This is a genomic window from Thermus brockianus, from assembly GCF_021462505.1.
GTDB classification, from domain to species: Bacteria; Deinococcota; Deinococci; order Deinococcales; family Thermaceae; genus Thermus; species Thermus hydrothermalis.
This window is the reverse complement of record NZ_JAKEDV010000004.1, coordinates 18,629-40,033: the sequence shown is the minus strand read 5'-3', so window position 1 is coordinate 40,033 and position 21,405 is coordinate 18,629. Positions and strand designations below refer to the sequence as shown.

Sequence of the window (21,405 nt, the reverse complement as noted above, 5' to 3'; positions counted from 1 at the left end):
CCTATCCTACACCCCGGGAAAGCCCCGCCTGGTAAAGGGCGATGGCCAGGGCCACGGAGGCGTTTAAGGACTCCGCCTCGGGCCGGATGGGGATGCGGAAGAGCTCGTCGCAACTCTCCCGCACGAGCCGCCGCATCCCTTCCCCTTCGGAGCCCACCACCAAGGCCAGGGGCCTGCGGAAGTCCAGGTCCTTGGGCGTCTTCTCCCCCCGCACGTCCAGCCCGTAGACCCAAAGCCCCCGTTCCTTGAGCTCTTTCAGGGTGCGGGGAAGGTTTTTCACCTTGACCACGGGAAGCTTAAGGGCGGCCCCGGCGCTCGCCTTGAGGGCCAGGGGGGAAAGGGGGGCGGCCCGCCTTTCCTCGGAAACCACCCCGTGGGCCCCCAGGGCCAGGGCGCTCCGGATCATGGCCCCGTAGTTCCTGGGGTCGGTGATCCCATCCAGAACCGCCAAGAGGGGAGGCTCGCCGCGGGCCTCGGCCAGGCGGAAGGCGTCCTCCAGGGTGGCGTACTGGGGCGCCTCCACCTCCGCCGCCAGGCCCTGGTGGTGGGTGGTGCGGAGGAGGGTGTCCAGCTCAATCCGGGGGACGAGCTCCAAGGGGGCCCCGAGCCGCTCCAACTCCCGTATAAGCCAGGCCTCCACGCCCTTCGCCACCAAGACCCGGCGGGCGCGGCCTTCCCGGATGGCCTCGAGGACCGGGTTCCTCCCGTAGATCCACATGGTCCGAGTCTACGCCGTATGATGAGGGGGAAGGAGGCCTTATGTACAAGACCATCCTTATGCCCACGGACGGAAGCCCCTGTAGCTTCCAGGCCCTGGAGCATGGCCTTTCCTTGGCCAAGGCCTTGGGGGCCAAGGTCCACTTCCTCTACGTGCTGGAAAACCCCGCCCAGGCCATCTGGATCGCCCCCGAGAGCGTCCCCTATGGCCTTGAGCTTTTGGAGGACCTGAAGAAGGCGGGGGAGGAGGCCATCCGGAAGGCCTTGGACCTCGCCCGGGAAAAGGGGGTGGAGGCCACGGGGGAGGTGAAGGAGGGCACCCCTATCCCCACCATCGTGGAGGCGGCCAAGGGCTTTGACCTTCTCGTCATGGGCACCCACGGGCGCACGGGGCTGGACAAGCTCCTTCTGGGCTCGGTGACGGAGGGGGTGCTCCACCGGGTTTCCGTGCCGGTTCTGGTGGTGCGTTGCCGCTAGATGCGCCTCCTGTCCGTCTTCGTTTCCTCGAGGCTATCCCCCCAGGACCCCCTGTACCCTAGGCTCGTCCGCTATGGGGAGGTGTTGGCCGAGGAGGGGTTTGGCCTGGCCTGCGGGGGCTACGGAGGGGGCATGGAGGCCCTGGCCCGGGGGGTGAAGGCCAAGGGGGGAGTGGTGGTGGGGGTCACGGCCCCCGCCCTCTTTCCCGAGCGGCGGGGCCCCAACGCCCACGTGGACCTGGAGCTCCCCGCGGCTAGCCTTCCTGAGCGCATCGGCCGGCTTTTGGACCTGGGGGCGGGGTACCTGGCCCTGCCCGGCGGGGTGGGCACCCTGGCGGAGCTTGTCCTCGCCTGGAACCTCCTCTACCTCCGGCGGGGCCTGGGCCGGCCCTTGGCGGTGGACCCCTACTGGCTTGGCCTCCTCAAGGCCCACGGGGAGATCGCCCCGGAGGACCTCGCCCTCCTCCAGGTGGTGGCGGACGAGGAGAACCTGCGCCGCTTTCTAAGAAGCCTATGATGGAAACCCTGGTGGTCCACGTGCCCGACCTCGGCCAGGGGGTGAGCTTCTACCAGGCCCTGGGCCTGGCCCTGGAGGAGCTCGTGCCCCATGAGGCCCTTTTGGTCCCGAAGGAAGGCCCCCTCCTCCTCCTAAGGCCGGGGGCGGGCGGGGTGGAGCGGGGCCCAAGCCGGCCGAGACCCGAGGGGCAGGGCTTCGCCCGGCTCCGCCTGGAGGAGGGGCGGCTCACCTTCCTGGTGGAAAGCCTTGCCCACGAGCGGCTTCGCCTCGCCAAGTACGGCCTGGCCTACCGGGAGGCGGGGGACCACCTCCTCCTCTTTGACCCCGGGGAGAACCCGGTGGTGGTGCGGGAGGGCTGATGCGGCTTTGGCTTTTGGACCTGGACGACACCCTCCTGGTGGACCATGGGGTGAGCCGGGAGGTGCTGGAGGCCTTGGGGGAGGAGGTGGGGGTAAAGGGCCTTTACGGGGCGGTGAGGGCGCGGGCCGAGGCCCTTTTCCGGGAGGCCCCCTTTTACCCGTGGGCGGAACGGATCGGCCACTCGGCCCTCGAGGCCCTTTGGGCCCGCTACACCACCCCGGGCCTCGAGGACCTGGCCGCCTGGGCCTGGCCCTTTCGCGAGCGGGTCTTCCGGGAGGCCTTGGCCGCCTTGGAAGGGCCTTTGGAAAGGGCCCGGGAGCTCGCCGAGGCCTTTTACGAGAGGCGGCGCCAATACCCCCTTTTCCCGGAGGTGCCGGCGTTTTTGGAGGCCCTTAGGGCGAGGGGGGCCACCCTGGTCCTCCTCACCAACGGGGTGCCCGACCTGCAACGGGAAAAGCTCGTGGGTTCGGGGCTCAAGGGGGCCTTTGACCTCACCCTGGTTTCCGGGGAGGTGGGCTTGGGCAAGCCCGACCCTAGGCTTTTCCGCATGGCCCTCTGCGCCTTCGGGGCCCCTCCGGAGGAGGCGGTGATGGTGGGGGATAACCCGGAAAGGGACGTCCAAGGGGCCTTGGCGGCGGGGATCCGTGCCGTCTTCGTGGACCGGGGCCACCGCCCGCCCGACCCCCGCTACCCCGCCCACCTGGAGGTGAAGGACCTCAAGGAAGCCCTGGCCCTCCTTTCGTGAGGCGCTTCACAGGGGCTTTGGGGGCTTTCCGGTAGACTCCCCCCATGCACGAGGTGCTCCTTTTCCTCCATAGCTGGGTCCGCTGGTTCGTCCTCCTCTTTGGCCTTTGGGCGCTCTTCCGGCCCGAGCCTCGCCCGGCCGGCTTCTTCGCCCACGCCCTCACCCTGCAGGTGGTCCTGGGGGTGCTTCTGGCCTTCGCAAGCCCCCTTTTCCAAGGGGCCTTGGCCAACCTGGGGGCGGTGATGGCCACGGGGGGTGAGCCCCGCTACTTCGTGGCGGAGCACTGGGTGGGGGGGCTTGTGGCCTTGGGGCTAGCCCACGCCGGCCTCGCCCAGGCCCGTAAGGGAAGGCCGAGGGCTCGGCTCCTCTTCGCCTTGGCCCTTTTGGCGCTCCTCCTTTCCATCCCCTGGTTCCGGCCCCTCCTCCGGTTCTAGGTAGGCCAGGGCGGCGTAGCCCACCACCCGCTCCCGCCCGCCCCCCGCCTCGGCGCTGGTGGCGTAGGCGAGGAGCCTGGGCCTCCACCCCCACCCCCGGGCCAGGTGGGTGAGGGTGGCCCAGGGGAGCCGGCCGCAGGCCTCCGCCCGGGCCAGGCCTTCTGCGTCCAGGGCCAGGGCCTTTTCCAGGGTCCTTCCGTCCAGGGCCCGGGCCACGGGGTCGGGGTGGTAGTGGGAGAGGTCGCTGCTCGCCACCAGGAGGTCTTGGGGGCCCAGGTGGGGGCGGAGGGCCTCCGCCACTTCCTTGGGGTCCACCTCCCCGAAGAGGAGGGGGAGGATGGGGGTTTGGGGGAGGAGGCGCTGGAGGAAGGGGAGGAGGACCTCGAGGCTATGCTCCTCTAGAAAGGGCGCCTCGTACGCCAAGAAGGGCTTGCCCAGGGCGAGAAGCCCCTCTACCCCTTCCCGGTCCACCGCCACCTCCCCCAAAGGGGTGGCCCAGGCCCGGTGGGGGAAAAGGGCCACGCCCAGGAAGGGCACGAAGTGGCTCGGCCCGAGGAGGAACACCCGCCCCGCCCTTCCCCGCCAGGCGGCGAGGGCCCGGAAGCTTTCCGCCATCACCCGCCCCGCATACCGGTAGCCCGCATGGGGGGAGAGCACCCCCCGGGCCCGGGGCTCCGGCGGGGTGCGGGCCTGGGCCAGGAGGCCCTCCACCTCCCGCGCCAGGGCCTCCTTCTCCCCGGGGTAGAAGTACCCCGCCACCGCCGGCTTCCTCAGGCCCATACCCCGGGGATCCTCCTCCCGCACCCCGGGCAGACGCCAGGGGTTTCCCAAAGGGCCTCCACCCGGAAGCCCCGCCGCCGGAGGAGAAGCCGGCCGCAGTCCGGGCAGTGGGTGGAGCTCCTTTCCTCGTCCAGGACGTTGCCCACGTAGACGAACCTTAGCCCCTCCTCCTTGGCGATGGCGTGGGCCCGCACCAGGGTGGCGTGCCGGGTGGGCCTCAGGTGGGGCATGCGGTAGTCGGGGTGGGCGGCGGTGAGGTGCCAGGGGATATCGGGGGAAAGCCCCTTTAGGAAGCGGGCCATGGCCCGGAGTTCTTCCTCGCCATCGTTGTACCCTTCCAGAAGCAGGGTGGTGACCTCCACCCAGACGCCGAGGCCCACGAGGTACTCCAGGCTTTCCAGGACGGGCTTGAGCCGGGCCCCGCAGATCTCCCGGTAGAACTTCTCCGTGAAGCCCTTGAGGTCCACGTTGGCGGCGTCCAGGTAGGGCCGCATGTAGTCCCAGGCCTCCTTGGTTTCAAAGCCGCTCGTGACGAAGACGTTCTTCATGCCCCGGGCCTTGGCCAGGCGGGCGGTATCGTGGGCGTACTCCACGAAGACCGCGGGCTCGTTGTAGGTGTAGGCGAGAAGCCGCACCCCTAAGGCCTCCGCCTCGGCCACGAGCCTCTCTGGGGGCCAGTCCTCCCCCACGAAGCGGTCCAGGACGCCTTCCGGGCTCACCTGGAACTCCCGGAACTGGGAGATCTGCCAGTTCTGGCAGAAGGCGCAGAAGAAGTTGCACCCCACCGTGCCCACGGAGAGGATGGCCTCCCTGGGGTGGAAGTGGTAGAGGGGCTTCTTCTCCACCGGGTCCAGGTGGACCGCGGCGGCCTTGCCGTAGGTGACGAGGAAAAGCTTCCCCTTCAGGTTGCGCCGCACCCCGCACTTGCCCGCACCTCCTTCGGGGATGGCGCAGTAGTGGGCGCAGGCCCGGCACTGCACGTACCCCTTGGGCAAGGGACGCTGTAGGTCCGCTTCCCGTAGCGTGGCCACCGTCATTTCATAGGCTTCTCATCCCAGAATAGCACGCCCTAGACTGGAAGGGTGCGGCCCTTCCCCCCAGAAGCCGAGGAGGACTTCGCCCCCTTCTTCCCGGAGGAGGTCCTGGCCCGGGGCCTGGCCTATGCCCGGGAGGGGCGGGTAAGGCGGGTTTTCCGGGTGGGGGAGAGGCTTTTGGGCGAGGTGCAGGGCTCGGCCCCCGCGCCCTACCGGGTGGAGGTGGGGCCGGGCCTTTCCGGCCGGTGCGGCTGCCCCTATCCGGGCTTTCCCTGCAAGCACGCCGCCGCCCTCCTTTACGCCTACCTGGAGAGGCGGCCCCAGGACCTCGAGGCCCGCCTGGAGGCCCTTTCCCCCGAGGAGGCGAAGCGGCTTCTCCTCCGCCTTTCCCGGGTGCCGGAGGTGGCCTTTCTCCTAAAGGAGATCCTTGCCCCCGAGGAGGCCTTCCGGGAGGGCATCCGGCGGTTGCGCCAGGCCTTCCGCCTGGGGGGAGGGGAGGAGGAGGCGAAGGCCCTCCTCCTGCGGCTGGAGGGGGCGGGGAGGGAGGAGGTGGAGGCCTTGCTAAAAGTTCTCCTCGAGGCCCCCTTTGACCCCGAGCCCTACCTGAAAGAGGCCCTCAAGCGCTACGGGGCCCTCTCGCCCAGGCCTTCCTTCCTCCTTGGGCTTTACCTCCGCCACCCCTCGGAGGCCCTGGGGGAAGCCTTCTTGCAGGCGGCGGAGGGCATTCCCGAGGAGGCGCTTTCCCTCCTAAAGGGGCAGGACCCTACTGGACGCAAGCGGGCCCTAAAGGCCGAGCTCCTCTTCCGCTTGGGCCGGGAGGAAGAGGCGCTTCAGGTCCTCAAGGAGGGGCTAGAAGGGGTGGAGGACTACCTCCTCCTGGTGGGGCGCCTTCTCCGCCTAGGCCGCCTGGAGGAAGCCCTCTTCTACGCCGAGGAGGCCCGGGACTGGTTCGGTAAGGACCCCAGGCTCCTTCCCCTTTTGGACCTCCTGGTGGCCCACCTTGGCCGGGCTGAGGACCACAGGGCGCGCTTTGCCCTAAGGCCGAACCTGGAGGACTACCTGGCCCTAAAGGCCAAGTTGGGAAAGGCCTTCGCCGAGGAGAGGCCCGCCCTCCTCCGCCAGGTGCGCGACCCGGCCCTTCTCGCCCAGATCTACCTCCTGGAGGAGGACTGGAAGGCCCTGGACCGCCTTCTCAAGCGGGCCTCCCCGGAGGACTACCCCGCCCTGGCCGAAGCCCTTTCCCCTCGCCTCCCCGAGGAGGCCCTGCGGCTTTACCGGGAGGCGGCCTTCCGCCTGGCGGAGGCGGGGGGACGGGCCCGCTACCTCGAGGCGGCGGCGCTATTGCAAAGGGCTTCCCGCCTAGACCCCAAACAGGCCCAGGAGATGGCCCGGGCCCTGGTCCAGGCTTACCCCCGGCGCCGCGCCCTGCGGGAGGCGCTTAGGCCCCTTCTCGGGGAAGCCTCATAAGCCTGGGGAAAAATGGGGGGGTGGAGCGCTTTCCCTGGGTGGAGGTCTTCCGGGGGCTCGCCATCTTGGAGGTGGTGCTCCACCACCTCACGGGCCGTTTTCTCCGGGAGCTTATCCCGGGAAGCCCGGAGTGGCTCTTCCTGGCGGCGGTAAACCGCACCCTGCACTTCGCCGTGCCCGCCTTCCTCCTCATGACCGCCCTGGTCCTGGGGGCGGGGATGCTGCGGGAGTTCCGCCTGGGCCGCTACCTTTCCAACCGCGCCCTGCGCCTTCTCTGGCCTTACCTCCTCTGGAGCGGGATTTACCTCCTCTTCCGTTACTGGGACCATGGGGTTTTCCAACCGGAGCGGCTTCCCCACCAGCTCCTTTGGGGCAAGGCCTACTTCCACCTTTACTTTCTGGCCGTAGCCCTCCAGCTCACCCTCCTCCTCCCCCTCTTTCTTCCCCTTCTCAGGCGGCGCCCGCCAGGGGCGTTCTTTCTCCTGTTGGCCGTGGGCCTGACCCTCCTCGTCTATTTCCTGAACCGGTACTACCGCTTTCTGCCTTACCCCGGGAGCTTCGTCCTCTGGTATACGCCGGCCATCGCCCTGGGGCTTTACCTGGCGGCACACCTAGACCGCCTTCCCCGCGCCTTGCGCCTCTGGCCCCTTTACCTCCTCCTGGCGGGGGTGGGGCTTGGGGGCTACCTGCCCTTGGCCTTGGAGGCCTTGCAGGGCTTGCCCGTAAACACCTTTCGCTACCAAGCCTTCCACTGGGCCTACACCACGGGGATGGCCTTTCTCCTCCTCGCCCTAGCCCACCGCCTGGCCCAGGGGTCCCTCCGGGCCCCCCTGGCCTTCTTGGGCCGGTACTCCCTGCAGATCTACCTACTCCATCCCATGGTGGTGCGCCTTTTGGAGAAGTACCCGGATTTCCCTGAGCCCTTAGGCCTAAAGCCCGCTTTTCTCATCTATTTCCTCTTGGCCCTGGCCCTACCCCTCTTCTTGGCCCGTTTTCTCGCCCGCTTGCGGGTTTCCCCCTTGGTGTTTGGGCGATGAGGGTTCTCTGGTTTTTCCTTGCCCTGGCCCTTCTCGGGCTTTGGGGGGCTTTAGGGCCCCCTGGGGTTTCCTTTCGCCTCGAGGACCAAGGCCTCCGTTACGCCCGGGAAGGGGTTTCCCTTTATGCCCACCTCTGCCGTCCTTCGGGGAAGGCCGAGGCGGCGGTCCTCCTGGTGCCCGGGGGCTTTGGCCCCCCCACGGAGGCCATGGGGGAGCGGTGCCGGCGCTATGCGGAAAAGGGTTTCTTGGCCGTGGTACCCCACCTGAGGGGCCGGGGGAAAAGCGGGGGCGGGATTACGGGCTGCCTGGAGGAGGCGGAGGACCTTGCCCACCTGGCCCGCCTCCTGCCCCGGCTCGGGGTGAGGCGGCACGCCTACGCCGGCTACTCCCTGGGGGCCTGCGTGGCTCTAAAGGCTGCCGCCTGGGAAGGCGCTTCCAGGGGGGTGGCTTTTGTCATCGGCCCCGTGGACTTCGCCGAGCAGGTGGCCCTCCTGCGCCGAAGCCGCCCAGAAGCCCTTAAGCGGTGGCGGGAGGTCTTTGGGGGCCTGCCCGAGGACTGCCCTGCCTGCTACGCCCGGCAAAGCCCCTTGCCGGAGGCGGCCCGCCTCCAAGCCCCCCTCCTCGTCCTCCATGCGGGCAACGACCCCCTTATCCCCCCCACCCAGGCCTGCTCGCTCCGGGACGTGCGGGAGGCCTCGGGCCGCCGGGTCTTCCAGGTGGCCCTGACCCGGGAGGGGACGCCTTGGACGGGCCCCCTCACCAAGGGGCGGGCCTGTCTTAGGCCCACGGGGTTTGGGCCCTTAGGGGAGGATCACCTGGTCCTTTTCCCCGACCTCCACCACGCCGTGGTGCCGGCCATGGAGGCTTTGGTGGAGCGCTTTTTATCGGGTTGGCTAAAGCCTTGACACGCCCCGGGCTTTGCCGCATAGTAAGGCTTGCGGCCATACCTTGGAGGGTTGGCCGAGCGGTTGAAGGCGGCGGTCTTGAAAACCGCTGTGGGCCTTGCGCCCACCGGGGGTTCGAATCCCTCACCCTCCGCCAAGGGCATGGAGAGGTGGCCGAGTGGTCTAAGGCGGCACCCTGCTAAGGTGTTGCACCGGGAAAACCGGTGCCGCGGGTTCGAATCCCGCCCTCTCCGCCAAGCTGGCCCGGCCTCGAGGCCGGGCCTTGGTGTATGGTGCTTCCCCTTCCTCCCCTTAAGCCCTGCCGCTTCCTAAGGCGGAAAAACCGCTTCCTGGTGGAGGCGGACGTGGGGCCTTTGCACCTCGCCAACTCCGGGCGCATGGCGGAGCTTCTCCTTCCCCTGACGCCCTGCTACTACCACCCGAGGCCCACCCCCAAGACCCTGGGCCGGATGGTCCTGGTGGAGTCCCAAGGGGTTCTGGTGGGGGTGGATGCAAGCCTGGCGGGCCGCCTCCTGGAGGCCCTTTTGCGAGAAGGCCACCTGGGCCCCGTGGAGGCGCTTCGGCGGGAGGTCCCTTTGGCCGGGGAGAGGCTGGATTTCTTCGCCCTCTTTGGGGGACGGGAAGCCTATTTGGAGGCGAAAAACTGCAACCGGGTGGAGAAGGGCCTGGCCCTCTTTCCCGACGCCCCCACCGCCCGGGGAGCGCGGCACCTAAGGCTTCTCGCCGCCTTGGCCCGGGAGGGGAAGGGGGCTTATGCCTTCTGGTTCGTGCAACACCCCCTGGCGGAGGCCTTCGCCTTGGACCCGAACGATGGGGCCCTCCACCAGGCGGCCCGGGAGGCCCTGAAGGCGGGGGTCGTCCTCCGGGCCTACCGGGTGCGGCCCACCTTGGCGGCCTTGGAGGTGGAGGAGGAACTCCCTTGGGTTTGGCTAGCCCCCTAGGAGGATCTGGAAGGCCACCATGAGGGCCGCCGCCACCGTGAGGACCGTGGCCACCCCCTCGGCCTCCGCCTCCTTGAGGGCGTCGGGAAGGATTTCCGCCACCGCCATCCAGATCATGGCCCCGGCGGCGAAACCAAGGCCCACGGGGAGGACCGGCCGGAAGGCCTCCACCAGGAGGAAGGCGGGCACGGCCATGAGGGGCTGGGGCAGGCTGGAGAAGACGCTCCAGAAGGCGGCCCCCAGGACGCTCACGCCCCGGGGAATGAGCACCAGGCTGATGGCGAGCCCCTCGGGGATGTTGTGGATGGCGATGGCCAAGGTAATGAAGACCCCCAGGGCCTCCCCGCCCCCGAAGGCCACCCCCACCCCCACCCCCTCGGCGAAGGAGTGGAGGGTCATGATGCCCACGATCATGAGGGCCTTGCGGGCGTCCAGGCCCTTGAGGTCCCCGAAGCTCACCTCCCGGCCTTGCAGGTAGCGGTGGGATAGCTGGATGAAAAGAAGCCCCAAGGCTATGCCCAAAAGGGTGCGGCCCAGGCTGTAGCCCACCCCCTCGTAGATGAGGCCGAAGCTCGCCGCCAGCATGAGCCCGGCGGCGGCGGCGTTGGCCAGGCCCAGGTGGCGCCGGAGGATGTGTTTCGTAAACAGGAAGGGCAAGGCACCCAGGCCTGTGGCGACGGCGGTGAGGAAGGCGTAGAGGAAAACGCTCCAGGGGGAAATGGGTAAAGCCTCCATACCGCCTCTACTTTACTGCAAGCGATTACTAATAGCAATAAGCCAGTCCCGCACTGCCTCCGCCACCTCCTGCTGGTTCCGGTCCAGGAGGAGGTCGTGCCCGCTTTCCGGGAAGACCTGGTAGGCCTTCTCCCGGCTTCCCAAAAGCGCATGGTAGCGGCGCACCCCCCGCACCACCCGGTCCCGCCCCGCCTCCACCACCAAGGCGGGGGCCTTGACCCGGGGGAGGACCTCTGGGGTTTGGCGCATGAGGTGGAGGAGTTCCCCCACTGCCCGGGTGGGGAAGTAGGGGTAGTTGGGGTTTTGCTTCCTGAGCGCTGGGTCTTCAATGGAGTTGGGCCCAGGAAAGCGGGGGATGAGCCAGGCGAGGTAAGGGGCCAGGGGCGCCAGGGGGTTTTTCAGGGAGAAGGCGGGGGCCAGGGCCACCAGGGCCCCCGTGGGGTGGGCCGCCGCCAGGTGGGCGGCGAGGAGGCCTCCCATGGAAAGCCCCACCACTCCCCGGGGCTCGGGGAGGGCCAGGTAGGCTTCCTCTGCGGCGGCCAGCCAGTCCTGCCAGCGGACCCTTAAGAGGTCCTCGGGGCGGGTGCCGTGGCCGGGCAGGGCGGGCTGGGCCACGGCGAAGCCCGCCTCCCGCAACACCCCGGGTAAGGGCCCCAGGGTGAGCACGGGATGGGAGGTGAAGCCGTGCAGGAGAAGGAGGTGCATACTCCAGAATACCCCGCCTGGACGCCCCCAAGGCGGCATGGTAAAACGGGGGAGAATGCTTGAGGGTAACCTTGCGGAGTTCCCCTTTCCTTCCCTGGTGGGCGCCCTGATGAGCGCTGGGCGCACGGGGAGGCTTCTCGTACGCTCCCCGCACCTCGAGGGGGAGGTCTACCTGCAGGGCGGCCAGGTGGTCCACGCCCGGGTCCAGGCGGGGGAGCGGGCCTTGGAAGGGGAGGAGGCCTTGGACCTCCTGGTGGGGCTTAGGCGGGCCCCTTTCCGCTTTGAGCCGGAAACCCTTCCCCCCCACACCACCCTCCTTGGGGGGCTTGCCGTGCCCGCCCGGCTGGCGGAGGCCCAGGCGGTGTGGCAGTCCCTAAACCTCCCTTCGGACTGGGGGTATGTCCTGCGCCTGCCGAGCCAGGGAGGAACGGCGGAACTTACCCCGGAGGCCTTAAGGGTCCTGGCCCAGGTGGAGGGGAAGCGCATCGCCGAGGTCCTGGCGGCCCCTGGGGTCTTGCGCCTCGCCCGCATCCTCCATACCCTCCTCGGGATGGGGGCCTTGGAGGCGGTGCCCGTGGTGGAGGTGGCCCCAGAGCACCTCTTGGTCCTGCCCATCTACGGCCCGGGGCACGGGATCGCCTACGTGGACGAGGCCCTTTATGCGGCGTGGGCCCGCGCCATCCGCCATGCTTTCCGCTTGCGGGTCACCCCGCCTGGGACCACCATGGAGGTGCGGCCTAGGCCCAACATCCCTGGGCGGCTTGGGCTTTTGGAGGAGGACCTGAGGCGCCTGCGCCTCAGGCGTGGGGATAAGGTGGAAGCGGTGCCGGAGGTGTAGCCTATGGATATCCTGACCCTAAACGAGTATCTCAACCGCATCGTATACGGCTTCCCCATGAAGCTGGTCTTCCTGCTCGTGGGGGCTTATCTGGTTATTTTCCAGATCCGTTGGTTTAGCGCCCCCTTCCGGATGATGCGGGTCTCCTTCAGCGAGACCTTCGGGGCCATCCGGGAAAGGGCCTACGGCTTCGGCGGCCAGATCACCCCCTTCCAGGCCACCATGGTGGCCCTTTCCGCCACGCTGGGGACCGGGCACCTTCTGGGGATGCTGGCGGCGGTTTTGGTGGGGGGTCCGGGGGCGGTCTTCTGGATGTGGGTGGGCTACTTCTTCGGCACGGGGACCAAGTTCGCCGAGGCTACCTTGGCGGTCCACTACCGCCGCCGCTTCGCCGACGGCTCCGTGTCCGGCGGTCCCATGTACTACCTTTCCCGGGGCTTGCCCCGCCTCCGTTTTTTAGGCTTTCTCTTCGCCCTTTTCGCCGCCGTGGCCGCCTTTGGCATCGGCAACCTGGCCCAGGCGGGGGCGGTGGGAGGGGCCTTGGTTTCCTTGGGGGTGCCCCCGGCCTTGGTGGGGCTTGGCCTCGCCCTTCTGGTGGGGGTGGTGCTAGGGGGAGGGGTGGCGCGGGTGGCCCGCTTCGCCCAGGTGGTGGTGCCCCTGAAGCTCCTCCTCTTTTTGGTGGCGGTTCTGCCCCTTCTCGTCCTGTACGGCAGGGGTATCCCCGAGGCCTTGGCCCTGGTGTTCCAGGCGGCTTTTACCCCGGAGGCCGCTTTTGGAGGGGCGGCGGGGTATAGCCTCTACGCCGCCATCAACGCTGGCTTGGGCCGGGGCATCTTCGCCAACGAGGCGGGGCTGGGCTCGGCGGCTATCGCCCACGCCCAGGCCCAGGTGGACCACCCCGTGCGCCAGGGCTTCTGGGGGGTGACGGAGATGTTCGTGAGCTTTCTGGTCACGAGCCTCACCGCCCTCACCTTCATCGCCTCGGGGCTTTGGCGCCAAGGGGGAAGCGCCGCCGAGGCCGCCCAGGCCCTCTTCCAGGCCCATCCCCTGGGAGGGGTGATCCTGGCCGCCACCGTGGCCCTTTTCGCCCTTGGGACCATGGTCTCCTGCGGGTTTTACGGGGAAGAGGCGGCGGCCTACCTCTTCGGGGAGGGGGTGCGCTGGCCCTACCGCTTGACCTTCGCCGTCTTGGCCTTCGTGGGGCCCTTGGGGGGCCTCGAGGCCTTCTTGGCCATCTCCGACACCCTCAACGGCCTCATGGCCATCCCCAACCTCCTGGGGCTCGTCCTCCTGGGTCCCGTGGTGGGCCGCCTGGTCTACGGCTTCTTCCGCGGGGAGCCTTGGGTGCCGCCCCGCTAGCGGAAAAGTTCCCGGATGGCCTTTTCCAACTCCTCCCCTGCCTTGCGGTCCAGGGTGAGCTTCACCTTGAGGGCCACGCGCAAGGCCTCCTCCTCCAGGGCCTCCCGGCTTTCGCAGGCCTGAAGCCGGGCGGTAAGGGGCTCGGCCCGGGGGCCTAGGCGGGCTTTGAGGAGGCCCACAAGTTTGGCGCAAAGCTCCTTGGGGCCCTCCACGGGCAGGATGAGCCCCCGCTTGAGGAGGCTTGCCAGGATGGCGTAGGCCTTTTCCCCTAAGCCGCTATCCCGCACCACCTCCTCCTCCGTGCGCCGGCCGTCGCAGAGGGTGTAGACCCGCCACTCCTCGGGGGTGGGCTTCCACTCGGCCTCGGGAGGGCTGGGGTTGCGGCGGAAGACCATGGCTACAAGGAGGCCACGATGGCGTCCACCAGGCGCAGGACCAGGTAGACGAAGACCGCCCCCAAGAGGAGGACCAAGGAGAGGAGAAGGAGGAGGAGGCTGGAGGGCTCCCTAGGTGAGGAGGAGGATGGCGAGGTAGGCCAGGGCAAAGAAGGCGATGAGGAAGAGCATCTGCCCACTCCGTTCCCCCATCACCCCGCCGGGGATGGCCCGCTTGAGCCGGAGGCCGTAAAGGACGTTGTAAACCATGAGGAGAAGCCCGAGGAGGAGCAGGATTTTTTCCATATTCCCATTCTACCCCTTCCACTCCCGGATGGGCACGAGTTCGCCCCCCTCCACCTGCTTCCGCACGGGGCGGTAGCGGCGGTCAAACCAGATCTCCAAGACCGCCCGGTCCAGGCTTTGGGGAGCCACGATCTCCTTGCGCACGTAGTAGCCCCCTTCCGTGGGGCTAATCTCCATGCTCTTGGAGAGCCTAAGCTCCACCACCTCCCCGCTTTTCGTGCGCACCCGCACCCGGAAGGCCAAGGGGCCCTCCGGCTTCACGTGGGGGTCTTGGCGGAAGGGCCACATCACGCCTCCTTGAGGTCGGCCACCCTCGCCCCCGTGAGGGCGAGGAGCTCCTTGGGCGTGGCCCGGAAGAGGGCCCTGGGCGTGCCTGCCGCCGCCCAGACTTCTTCGTGGACCAGGAGATCCTGGTCCAAAAAGGCGGGCAGGGGGGTGGCGTGGCCCAAGGGAGGCACGCCCCCGATGGCGAAGCCGGTGAGGGCGCGCACCTCCTCGGGGGTGGCCCGGCGCAAGGAGTCCTCCACCAGGGCTTCGGCCTTCTTCAGGTCCAGGCGGTTTTTCCCGCTCATCAGGAAGAGGTAAGCCCCCTTTTCCCCCACGAAGACCAGGCTCTTCACGATCTGCCCCACCCCGGCCCCCACCGCCTCCGCCGCCTCCTGGGCGGTGCGGGTGGAGACTTCCAGCTCCACCACCTTCAGGTGGCCAAAACCCTTGGCCTCTAGGGCTTCCTGCACCCGGAGGGCGGAAGGGCTCATAGGGCGTAGAGGAGCTCGGCCAAAAGGGCGGCGCGCCTGGGGATTTCCGAGACCACCACGTACTCCGTCCGTTGGTGGGCGTCCCCGCCGAAAAGCCCCAGGCCGTCCAGGGTGGGGACCCCCAGGGCGGCGGTGAAGTTGCCGTCGGACCCCCCGCCCACCCGGCCCGGCTCCAGGCGGAGCCCCAGGGCCTCCCCGATGGCCTTGGCCTTGGCGAAGAGGGCGAGGCTGGCCTCGGTGGGCTCCATGGGGGGGCGGTTCAGGCCCCCCGAGACCTCTAGCCGGGCCCCGGGGAGGGCGGGGGTGAGGTTTTTAAGGGCCTCTTCCACCCGCCTTACCTCCTCGAGGGTCCAGGCCCTGAGATCCAACTCCACCCAGGCCTCCTCCGCCACCACGTTGCTCACCGTTCCTCCCCGCACCACGTTGGGGCCTAGGGTGGTGCCCTTCTCCCGGTCCTCCAGGGCCGCCACCCGGAGGATCTGGTGGGCGAGTTCCAGGATGGCGTTCACCCCCTTTTCCGGCTCCACCCCTTGGTGGGCGGCCTTGCCCCGGGCCTTTAGGCGGTAAAGCCCCACCCCTTTGCGGGCCACCTTCAGGTCCCCCGTGGCCGTAGGGGGCTCGAGGACCAAGGCGGCCCTGGCCTTCTTGGCCGCCGCCTCAATGAGGGGGCGGCTTTCCTTGGAGCCCGTTTCCTCGTCGGGGGTGAAGAGGATTTCCAGGGCGGGGAGCCGCCTTCCCGTGGCCTCGGCGTGGCGGAGGGCGTAGAGGAGGGCGATGATCCCCCCCTTCATGTCGTAGACCCCAGGGCCCACCGCCTTGTCCTTTTCCAGGCGGAAGGGTTCGGGGAAGCTCCCCTTGGGGTGGACGGTATCGTAGTGGCAAAGCACCAGGACAGGCGCCCCTTCCCCCTCCCGCCGCAGGAGGAGGACGGGCCCTGCCGGGGTGTCCTTGCGGGAAAGCCGCCCCTCCAGGGGCCCGAAGGCCTCTTCCAGGAAGGCGGCGGCCGCCTCCAGGCCCGCCCGGTCCCCCGAGGGGGACTCCCGGCGCACGAAGGCCTCGAGGTCCTTGAGAAACTCGGGGAGCTTGGCTTGCATCCAGGCCAGGGTTTCCATACCCCCATTATGCCCTGGTGATGGAAGGGAGGATGTCCCCACTAGAAGGGCAGGGTGAGGGTGAAGCCGGCGGCGAAGCCTTCCCCCTCGGGCCTTAGGGCGAGGAGGAGGTCGGCGCGGAAGATGCCGTCCTGGCGGTTGCCCACCCGGGGCATCCCCCTGGGGGCGTAGGGGGGCTGGGCGTAGACCTGGCGCTGCACCTCCTCGGGGAAGAAGAGCTGGGTGGCGAAGGCCCTGCCCCCCGCCTCCACCCTTAGGTGCAGGTGGGGGGTGCGGCTTGGGTACCAACCGGGAAAGAGGGTGAGGAAGGCCACCTCCCCCTTTTCGTCCGTGGCCTGCCACCCGCGGCAGAAGGTGCCGGGGGCGTCCACCCCGGAGTAGCGGCCCAGGGCGTCCGTGTGCCAGAGGTCCACCCGGGCCCCCGGCAGGGGGCGGCAGGCGGCGCTTTGCACCCTTAGGGTGAGGCGCAGGGGAAGCCCGGGAAGCCCCTCCCGCAGGTCCTGCCTCCGGGGCACCTCCCGGAGGTAATAGGGGCCTTCCGTGAGGGCGGGGGTGGGGCGGCAAGCCCCCTGGGCCCGGGCCAAGGGGAGGAGGAAAAGGCCCAAAACCGCACGCCTTTGCATCACCGCCTCCTTAGGAGGAGGTCCACCTCTAGCCGGATCCGGTTCTCCACGCTAAGGACGATGGGCACCCGGGGCTGGGTGAGGCGGAACTTTTCAAAGGGGAACTCCGTTTTCAAAAAGACCCGCACCTCCTGGCCCCGAAACTCCGCCTCCCCCTCCCAGACCACCTCCGCCGTCACGTCCCGGAGGGTCAGGTCCCCCACCACCTGGATGGGGACCTTGCCGCTTTGGGGCAGGGGGTTGGGAAGGCCCTTCACCTCCTTGGGGCGGAAGGTGGCGGTGGGGAAGCGGCTCGTCTCCAGGGTGTTTTGCCTTAGGTAGTTGTCCCGGCGGGACTGGTCGCTTTTAAGCTCCCTCAGGTCCACCACGAACTCCCCGCTAATCCGCCCTCCCTGGAGGACCACCCGCCCCTCCACCGCCTTGGTGGTGCCCACGGCGTCGGCAATGCCCACCTGCAAAAGCTCCTCCCTCACCCGGTAGCGGGCCTCCCCCGAGGCCACCTCAAAGGTCTGGGCCAGGGCCGGTAGGAGAAGGGCCAAGCTCCACGCAAGCCACCGCATCCCGTTCACCCCCTTGCTATAAAAAGCGTAGCTAGGGAGGGTTAGACCCAGGTTAGAGGGAAGGGGCGTAAACTTGAGCCATGACCCGGGCCGTGCTCTTTGACGTGGGCAACACCTTGATCCTGGCAAGCCCCCGGTTTTGGCTCCTGCCCTTTTTGGAGGAGCGGGGCCTAAAGCCGAGGAAAGACCCCAAGGAGGCGGCCCTGGCCGCTTTCCGCTTTTACGAGGAAAACCACCTAAAGGCCAAGGACCTCCCCACGGCCCTGGCCCTGTGGCGGGAGTTCCATAAGCGGCTCTTTGTGGGCATGGGCCTCGAGGCCGAGGCGGAGGCCCTTTCCCAGGAACTGGTGGAAAACTGGAAGAACCCCCGTTTCTGGCCCATCACCCCCGGGGCCCAAGAGGTCCTCAGGGCCCTAAGGGAGCGGGGGTATTCCCTGGCGGTGGTGTCCAACTGGGACGCCACCTTGCCCGAGATCCTGGAGGTGGTGGGGCTTAGGCCCTACTTCCACCACCTGGCGGTGAGCGCCCTCTCCGGGGTGGCCAAGCCCGACCCCAGGCTTTTCCAGGAGGCCTTGGAGGCCCTGGGCGTGGCCCCGGAGGAGGCGGTGCATGTGGGGGACTCGGAGGCGGACCTCCTGGGGGCGGAGGCCGCCCGGGTGAGGCCCCTCCTCTTTGACCCCCTGGGCCAAAACCCGAAGGCCCTCCACCCCTTGGAGAGGGTGCTAGACTTCCTGCCATGAGCGTGCGGGCGGCCATCTGGGGGGAGAAGCAAGAGGCCATAGAGGAGAGCCTCAAGGCGGTGGACGAGGACCTTTTCCGCTACATCCGCGACTTCGCCTACGAGGAGGTCCTGGCCCGCCCGGGGCTGGACCTGAAGACGCGGGAGCTCCTCGCCATCACCGCCCTCATCGCCCTGGGAAGCCCCAAGGAGCTCGCCACCCACCTGGAAGGGGCCCTTAGGGTGGGGGCCACGGAACGGGAGGTGCGGGAGGCCATCCTCCAGTCGGCCCTTTTCCTGGGCTTTCCCCGGGCTCTGGCGGCCATGCGGCTTTTCCAAAAGGTGTTGAAGGGCCGTGGTGCTCCTCACGAGGGGGAAGGATAGGGCGCTTTTGGAGAGGCTTGCCGCCTTGGGGGTAAGGGCGGCGGAGGTGGCCCTTTTGGAACAGGTGGACCTCCCGGGCCTCGCCCGCCTTCCCGAGGCCCTCGGGGAGGGGTTTGACTGGGTGGCCGTGACCTCCAAGGAGGGGGCGAGGCGCCTCCTTGGGGCCTGGGAGCGGGCGGGAAGGCCCCCCCTTAGGGTGGCGGCGGTGGGGGAGGGGACGGGGGAGGTCCTGCGGCAAGGGGGGCTTCCCCCCACCTTCCTCCCGGAAAGGGCCACGGCCAAGGACCTAGCCCGGGCTTTTCCGGAGGCCAAGCGGGTCCTCTTCGTGGCCGGGGACCTGGCGGGGGAGGGGTTGGAGCGGGGGCTTAGGGCGCGGGGGGTGGAGGTGGTGCGCCTCGAGGTCTACGCCACCCGGGAGAGGGAGCTTTCCCAAAGGGAGCGCCGCCTCTTGGAGGAGGCGGAGGTGGCGGCCTTCTTTAGCCCAAGCGGGGTGCGGGCCTACGCCCGCTGGACCTCGAGGCGGCCCAAGGCGGCCTGCATCGGCCCTTCCACGGCGGAGGCGGCGAGGGGGCTTGGCTTTCCCGTGTACGAAGCCCCCCGCCCGGGGCTGGAGGGGCTATGGGAGGCTATCCTAGAGGCCCTTTGAGGGACAGGTGTCCCTACCCGGCTTGGGTATACTGGCGGAAGGCTATGGCCCTACCCCTCTACCTGGTGGGCCTTTCCCACAAGACCGCCCCTGTGGAGGTGCGGGAAAGGGCGGCTTTGGACCCGGCCGTGGCCCTTCCCGCCGCCCTCCGGCGCCTGGGCAAGGCGGTGGTCCTTTCCACCTGCAACCGCACGGAGATCTACGGGGTGGGCACCCCCGAGGAGGCCAGGGCCCTCCTTCGGGAACGGGGCGTGGAACCCCGGTACCTGTACCTTCGGGAGGGGACGGAGGCCCTGCGCCACCTCTTCCGCGTGGCGGCGGGGCTAGACTCCTTGGTGGTGGGGGAGGCGCAGATCCTCGGCCAGGTGCGGGAAGCCCTTTTCCTGGCCAGGGCGCACAAGGCCACGGAAAGCCTTTTGGAAAAGGCTTTCCAGTCCGCCATCGCCCTGGGCAAGCGGGCCCGGAGCGAAACCGCCATCGGGGCTGGGGCGGTAAGCGTGGCCTACGCCGCCTTGGACCTGGCCCAGGCCGTCTATGGCGACCTCACGGGGCTTGCCGTGGCGGTTTTGGGGGCGGGGGAGATGGCGGAGCTTTTCCTCACCCACCTCCGCGCCCACGGGGTGGGGCGGGTTTTGGTGGTGAACCGCACGGCGGAGAGGGCCAGGGCCTTGGCGGAGCGCTTGGGCGGGGAGGCCTTTGCCCTGGAAGCCCTGCCCCAGGTCCTGGCGGAGGCGGACCTGGTGGTGGCCTCGGCGGCCGCCCCCCACTACCTGGTGCGCCCCGAGGACCTGCCCCGGCGGGCTAAGCCCCTTTTTCTCATTGACATCGCCCTTCCCCGGAACATTGACCCCCGGGTGGGACGGCTTCCCCACGCCTACCTCTACAATCTGGATGACCTGGAACGGGTGGTGGAGAAAAACCTTAAGGCCCGCCTGGGCGAGGTGCCCAAGGTGGAGGCCCTGATAGAGAAGGCCCTGGGGGACTACCTGGAGTGGTACGCCGGCCACCGGGTGCGGGAGGCCATCCGGGCCCTGGAGGAGAGGCTTCTTAGGGAGGTGGCCCGGGAACTCCCCCACGCCGACCCCCTCACCTGGCACAAGGAGGCGGGCCGCCGGGCCCACCCTTTGATCCTGGCCCTCAAGGCCCAGGCCCGGCCATGACCTCGGCGAGCGCCCTGGCCTTTCTGGGGGTGGCCTTCTTGGCCCTGGGGTGGTTTTGGCCTCGAGGGCTTGGCCTTGGAGCCTGGCTCTACCTAGGGGCCGCCTTGGCGGATGCGTTGTCCAAGGGGGTTTTCTCCGGGCCGGCCCAGCCCGCCCTGGTCCTTGGGGGCCTGCTGGCCCTGCGGGGCGAGGCCCTCGCCCTCCGCCCTAGGCTTTCCCCCTTGCGCCGCTACCTCCTCGCCCTCTCCTTGGTCCTGGGCCTTTTCGCCCTCAAGGCCCTGCCCCATCCCAGAGGGGAGCTTCCCCTTTTCCTCACCCTCCTCCACGCCGGGGCTTTTTTGGTGGCCTACTTGGCCTTGGCCGTGGGGGTGGGGGCGGGGGTTATGTGTGCGCTTCAGGACCTGCGCCTGCGGGCCCACCCGGAGAAGGCCTTGGGGGCTCCACCCCTTTGGAGCCTAAGGCGGCTTGAGCGGGGGTATTTGCGGGTGGGTTACTGGGCGGCCACCTTGGGCCTGGGAAGCGGCATGGCCTGGGCCTTTAGCTACTTCGGAAGCCCTTTGAGCTTGGACCCCAAGGAGCTTTCCGCATTTTGGGGGTGGTTCCTATTTACCATTTACTTTCTTCTGGAAGACCGGCTTCGGGGCCGGATTCGGGCCGCGCTTCTCCTCCTCGCCTACGCCCTCTTCCTCTTCGCCTTCCTGGGGGCGCCCTTCCTGGGGTCCCGGCACCCCTCGAGGCTTCCCCTTTAAATATAGAAACCAACACTTGACAATCTATAAATCAATGGTTTACTCTTTTAAACAGGAGGTGGCCATGGGGCTTGGGCACTGGGACCGGGAGGCCCTCCTGGAGCGGTACCGGGAGCGCCTTTGGGAGGCGGAGCGGGAGAGGCGTCTCCTTCCCCTGCGCCGCCCCTGGCGGGTACGGCTTGCCCAGGCCCTGTGGCGCCTGGCCCAGGCCTTGGCGCCCGAGGAGCGGTGGGAGGTGGCCCGTGGAGGCTAAGGGACCCCTTCTGGAGACGCTACGGGCAGGCGCCGCTACCCCGGAGGAGGCCTTGGGGGGATGGGGCGTGGAGCTCCCGGTGGGCAACCTGGAGGCAAGCCTTCCCGTGCGGGGGGGTGCACGCCGGCTTTGGGTGGGGCTAGGCCACGCTAAGCTCCCTTTCCTCCCTGGCTCCAGGAAGGCGGTGGTGGCCCAAGCCCAAGGGGGCCACGTGGCCTGGGGAGGGAATGGGCTTGGGGACGGCTGGGCCCGCCTGGAGGCCTGGGTGCGGCTTGGCAATCGGGAGCTTTGCCCGAAGGAGGCGTGATGGAAGAGAAGCGGAAGGTCCTGGAGATGGTGAAGGCGGGGGAGATCGGAGTGGAGGAGGCCCTGGCCCTTCTAGAAGCCCTGGGGGGTGGGCCCAAGGCCTCCTCCCCGGCCCGGCTTTTGCGGGTGCGGGTGGACGGCCACGACGAGGGGAAGCCGGTGAAGGTGCACGTTAACCTCCCCCTAGCCTTGGCGGAGCTCTTGGAGAAGCTCCTCCCCGAGGAGGCCCAGCTCACCCTGGGGCGCCAGGGGGTAAACCTGAAGGAACTCCTGGCGGCCTTGGGCCAAGGGGTGCCGGAGGGGAAGCTGGTGGAGATAGAGGCGGAGGAGGAAGGCAAGCCCGTGCGCATCCTGGTGGAGGTGGTTTGAAGGCGTCCTTTGCCCTTCGTCCTCGCTTTCTCTACCT

At 68.8% G+C, this 21,405-nt stretch carries 31 protein-coding genes, 2 tRNA genes and 1 pseudogene; 21 read left to right on the top strand and 13 right to left on the bottom strand.

All coding sequences use genetic code 11. The features are described from left to right. Nucleotide 1 precedes the first annotated feature (1 nt). Complete coding sequence (gene rlmB, locus LXN00_RS06120; protein WP_234506304.1) at nt 2-718, bottom strand: 23S rRNA (guanosine(2251)-2'-O)-methyltransferase RlmB; 717 nt, start codon at nt 716-718, stop codon at nt 2-4. Between the two features lie 41 nt (nt 719-759). On the opposite strand from rlmB, the gene LXN00_RS06115 reads away from it, so the two are divergent. From LXN00_RS06115 to LXN00_RS12725, 5 genes and pseudogenes are all read left to right on the top strand, one after another. Then, entirely contained in the window at nt 760-1,194 is a 435-nt protein-coding gene (locus tag LXN00_RS06115; protein ID WP_234506302.1) for a universal stress protein, read from the top strand. Beyond that, the gene (locus LXN00_RS06110; RefSeq protein ID WP_234506298.1) at nt 1,195-1,710 is read left to right on the top strand and encodes an LOG family protein; all 516 of its coding nucleotides are present in this window, start codon (nt 1,195-1,197) and stop codon (nt 1,708-1,710) included. It abuts the gene before it with no gap. Next, nucleotides 1,707-2,069 carry a hypothetical protein gene (locus LXN00_RS06105; protein ID WP_234506295.1) on the top strand — a complete coding sequence of 121 codons (363 nt, stop codon included), beginning with the start codon at nt 1,707-1,709 and terminating at the stop codon, nt 2,067-2,069. Before LXN00_RS06110 ends, LXN00_RS06105 begins: the two co-directional genes overlap by 4 nt. Next, nucleotides 2,069-2,815 (top strand): HAD family hydrolase, encoded by a 747-nt coding sequence (locus LXN00_RS06100; RefSeq protein WP_234506289.1) that lies wholly within the window; start codon nt 2,069-2,071, stop codon nt 2,813-2,815. The genes LXN00_RS06105 and LXN00_RS06100 overlap by 1 nt, the downstream gene beginning before the upstream one ends. 44 nt (nt 2,816-2,859) lie before the next feature. Next, nucleotides 2,860-3,243, top strand: a pseudogene (locus LXN00_RS12725) (hypothetical protein); the annotation flags it as partial. Here LXN00_RS12725 and amrB read toward each other — a convergent pair. Continuing rightward, the gene (amrB, locus tag LXN00_RS06095) at nt 3,127-4,029 is read right to left on the bottom strand and encodes an AmmeMemoRadiSam system protein B (RefSeq protein ID WP_234506286.1); all 903 of its coding nucleotides are present in this window, start codon (nt 4,027-4,029) and stop codon (nt 3,127-3,129) included. The pseudogene LXN00_RS12725 and the gene amrB sit on opposite strands and share 117 nt — an antisense overlap. Beyond that, nucleotides 4,020-5,066, bottom strand: coding sequence for an AmmeMemoRadiSam system radical SAM enzyme (gene amrS / locus LXN00_RS06090; RefSeq protein WP_234506282.1), 1,047 nt, complete (start codon nt 5,064-5,066; stop codon nt 4,020-4,022). The genes amrB and amrS overlap by 10 nt, the downstream gene beginning before the upstream one ends. Before the next feature lie 45 nt (nt 5,067-5,111). On the opposite strand from amrS, the gene LXN00_RS06085 reads away from it, so the two are divergent. From LXN00_RS06085 to LXN00_RS06060, 6 genes are all read left to right on the top strand, one after another. Further along, nucleotides 5,112-6,530, top strand: a complete 1,419-nt coding sequence (locus LXN00_RS06085) for an SWIM zinc finger family protein (RefSeq protein ID WP_234506281.1) — start codon at nt 5,112-5,114, stop codon at nt 6,528-6,530. Between the two features lie 20 nt (nt 6,531-6,550). Beyond that, nucleotides 6,551-7,567 carry an acyltransferase family protein gene (locus tag LXN00_RS06080; protein WP_234506278.1) on the top strand — a complete coding sequence of 339 codons (1,017 nt, stop codon included), beginning with the start codon at nt 6,551-6,553 and terminating at the stop codon, nt 7,565-7,567. Continuing rightward, nucleotides 7,564-8,472 carry an alpha/beta hydrolase family protein gene (locus tag LXN00_RS06075; protein ID WP_234506276.1) on the top strand — a complete coding sequence of 303 codons (909 nt, stop codon included), beginning with the start codon at nt 7,564-7,566 and terminating at the stop codon, nt 8,470-8,472. The genes LXN00_RS06080 and LXN00_RS06075 overlap by 4 nt, the downstream gene beginning before the upstream one ends. 45 nt (nt 8,473-8,517) lie before the next feature. Further along, nucleotides 8,518-8,608 (top strand) — tRNA-Ser (locus tag LXN00_RS06070). A 7-nt stretch (nt 8,609-8,615) separates the two neighbouring features. Continuing rightward, nucleotides 8,616-8,708, top strand: a tRNA-Ser gene (locus tag LXN00_RS06065). A gap of 33 nt (nt 8,709-8,741) precedes the next feature. Then, complete coding sequence (locus LXN00_RS06060; RefSeq protein ID WP_267962682.1) at nt 8,742-9,413, top strand: DNA/RNA nuclease SfsA; 672 nt, start codon at nt 8,742-8,744, stop codon at nt 9,411-9,413. On the opposite strand, the gene LXN00_RS06055 is transcribed toward LXN00_RS06060, so the two are convergent. Further along, the gene (locus LXN00_RS06055) at nt 9,402-10,148 is read right to left on the bottom strand and encodes a ZIP family metal transporter (protein ID WP_234506273.1); all 747 of its coding nucleotides are present in this window, start codon (nt 10,146-10,148) and stop codon (nt 9,402-9,404) included. The two genes, LXN00_RS06060 and LXN00_RS06055, sit on opposite strands and share 12 nt — an antisense overlap. Nucleotides 10,149-10,160: 12 nt before the next feature. Continuing rightward, nucleotides 10,161-10,853: an alpha/beta hydrolase gene (locus LXN00_RS06050; protein WP_234506270.1), complete on the bottom strand. Its 693-nt coding sequence runs from the start codon at nt 10,851-10,853 to the stop codon at nt 10,161-10,163. A 55-nt stretch (nt 10,854-10,908) separates the two neighbouring features. Here LXN00_RS06050 and LXN00_RS06045 point away from each other — a divergent pair, with 55 nt between their 5' ends. Both LXN00_RS06045 and LXN00_RS06040 read left to right on the top strand, forming a co-directional pair. Then, the gene (locus tag LXN00_RS06045) at nt 10,909-11,691 is read left to right on the top strand and encodes a DUF4388 domain-containing protein (protein WP_243092599.1); all 783 of its coding nucleotides are present in this window, start codon (nt 10,909-10,911) and stop codon (nt 11,689-11,691) included. Between the two features lie 3 nt (nt 11,692-11,694). Further along, on the top strand, nt 11,695-13,050 hold the full coding sequence (locus tag LXN00_RS06040; protein ID WP_234506264.1) for an alanine/glycine:cation symporter family protein: 1,356 nt from the start codon (nt 11,695-11,697) through the stop codon (nt 13,048-13,050). On the opposite strand, the gene LXN00_RS06035 is transcribed toward LXN00_RS06040, so the two are convergent. From LXN00_RS06035 to LXN00_RS06000, 8 genes are read right to left on the bottom strand one after another with little or no spacing between them, the layout of a single operon-like run. Next, on the bottom strand, nt 13,047-13,445 hold the full coding sequence (locus LXN00_RS06035; protein WP_234506260.1) for a hypothetical protein: 399 nt from the start codon (nt 13,443-13,445) through the stop codon (nt 13,047-13,049). The genes LXN00_RS06040 and LXN00_RS06035 overlap by 4 nt on opposite strands. Before the next feature lie 2 nt (nt 13,446-13,447). After that, on the bottom strand, nt 13,448-13,594 hold the full coding sequence (locus LXN00_RS06030; RefSeq protein WP_234506258.1) for a hypothetical protein: 147 nt from the start codon (nt 13,592-13,594) through the stop codon (nt 13,448-13,450). Further along, complete coding sequence (locus tag LXN00_RS06025; RefSeq protein ID WP_234506254.1) at nt 13,557-13,730, bottom strand: hypothetical protein; 174 nt, start codon at nt 13,728-13,730, stop codon at nt 13,557-13,559. Before LXN00_RS06025 ends, LXN00_RS06030 begins: the two co-directional genes overlap by 38 nt. Nucleotides 13,731-13,739: 9 nt before the next feature. Further along, nucleotides 13,740-14,018, bottom strand: a complete 279-nt coding sequence (locus tag LXN00_RS06020; protein WP_234506251.1) for a hypothetical protein — start codon at nt 14,016-14,018, stop codon at nt 13,740-13,742. Then, nucleotides 14,018-14,488: a YbaK/EbsC family protein gene (locus LXN00_RS06015; protein WP_234506248.1), complete on the bottom strand. Its 471-nt coding sequence runs from the start codon at nt 14,486-14,488 to the stop codon at nt 14,018-14,020. The genes LXN00_RS06020 and LXN00_RS06015 overlap by 1 nt, the downstream gene beginning before the upstream one ends. Continuing rightward, nucleotides 14,485-15,600: a M20 family metallopeptidase gene (locus LXN00_RS06010; RefSeq protein ID WP_234506244.1), complete on the bottom strand. Its 1,116-nt coding sequence runs from the start codon at nt 15,598-15,600 to the stop codon at nt 14,485-14,487. The genes LXN00_RS06015 and LXN00_RS06010 overlap by 4 nt, the downstream gene beginning before the upstream one ends. A gap of 41 nt (nt 15,601-15,641) precedes the next feature. Then, complete coding sequence (locus tag LXN00_RS06005) at nt 15,642-16,223, bottom strand: intradiol ring-cleavage dioxygenase (protein ID WP_234506241.1); 582 nt, start codon at nt 16,221-16,223, stop codon at nt 15,642-15,644. After that, on the bottom strand, nt 16,223-16,783 hold the full coding sequence (locus tag LXN00_RS06000) for a YceI family protein (RefSeq protein WP_234506238.1): 561 nt from the start codon (nt 16,781-16,783) through the stop codon (nt 16,223-16,225). The genes LXN00_RS06005 and LXN00_RS06000 overlap by 1 nt, the downstream gene beginning before the upstream one ends. Before the next feature lie 80 nt (nt 16,784-16,863). On the opposite strand from LXN00_RS06000, the gene LXN00_RS05995 reads away from it, so the two are divergent. From LXN00_RS05995 to LXN00_RS05960, 8 genes are all read left to right on the top strand, one after another. Next, nucleotides 16,864-17,523 carry an HAD family hydrolase gene (locus LXN00_RS05995; protein ID WP_234506235.1) on the top strand — a complete coding sequence of 220 codons (660 nt, stop codon included), beginning with the start codon at nt 16,864-16,866 and terminating at the stop codon, nt 17,521-17,523. Further along, entirely contained in the window at nt 17,520-17,885 is a 366-nt protein-coding gene (locus tag LXN00_RS05990; protein ID WP_234506233.1) for a carboxymuconolactone decarboxylase family protein, read from the top strand. Before LXN00_RS05995 ends, LXN00_RS05990 begins: the two co-directional genes overlap by 4 nt. Then, on the top strand, nt 17,857-18,531 hold the full coding sequence (locus LXN00_RS05985) for a uroporphyrinogen-III synthase (protein WP_234506230.1): 675 nt from the start codon (nt 17,857-17,859) through the stop codon (nt 18,529-18,531). The genes LXN00_RS05990 and LXN00_RS05985 overlap by 29 nt, the downstream gene beginning before the upstream one ends. 44 nt (nt 18,532-18,575) lie before the next feature. Then, complete coding sequence (hemA, locus tag LXN00_RS05980) at nt 18,576-19,691, top strand: glutamyl-tRNA reductase (RefSeq protein WP_234506226.1); 1,116 nt, start codon at nt 18,576-18,578, stop codon at nt 19,689-19,691. Beyond that, nucleotides 19,688-20,440: a cytochrome c biogenesis protein CcsA gene (ccsA, locus tag LXN00_RS05975; RefSeq protein WP_234506222.1), complete on the top strand. Its 753-nt coding sequence runs from the start codon at nt 19,688-19,690 to the stop codon at nt 20,438-20,440. The genes hemA and ccsA overlap by 4 nt, the downstream gene beginning before the upstream one ends. A 64-nt stretch (nt 20,441-20,504) precedes the next feature. Beyond that, on the top strand, nt 20,505-20,693 hold the full coding sequence (locus LXN00_RS05970) for a hypothetical protein (RefSeq protein WP_234506220.1): 189 nt from the start codon (nt 20,505-20,507) through the stop codon (nt 20,691-20,693). After that, nucleotides 20,683-21,000: a hypothetical protein gene (locus LXN00_RS05965; RefSeq protein WP_234506215.1), complete on the top strand. Its 318-nt coding sequence runs from the start codon at nt 20,683-20,685 to the stop codon at nt 20,998-21,000. The genes LXN00_RS05970 and LXN00_RS05965 overlap by 11 nt, the downstream gene beginning before the upstream one ends. Continuing rightward, nucleotides 21,000-21,368: an SHOCT-like domain-containing protein gene (locus LXN00_RS05960; RefSeq protein ID WP_234506213.1), complete on the top strand. Its 369-nt coding sequence runs from the start codon at nt 21,000-21,002 to the stop codon at nt 21,366-21,368. The genes LXN00_RS05965 and LXN00_RS05960 overlap by 1 nt, the downstream gene beginning before the upstream one ends. Nucleotides 21,369-21,405: the final 37 nt, after the last annotated feature.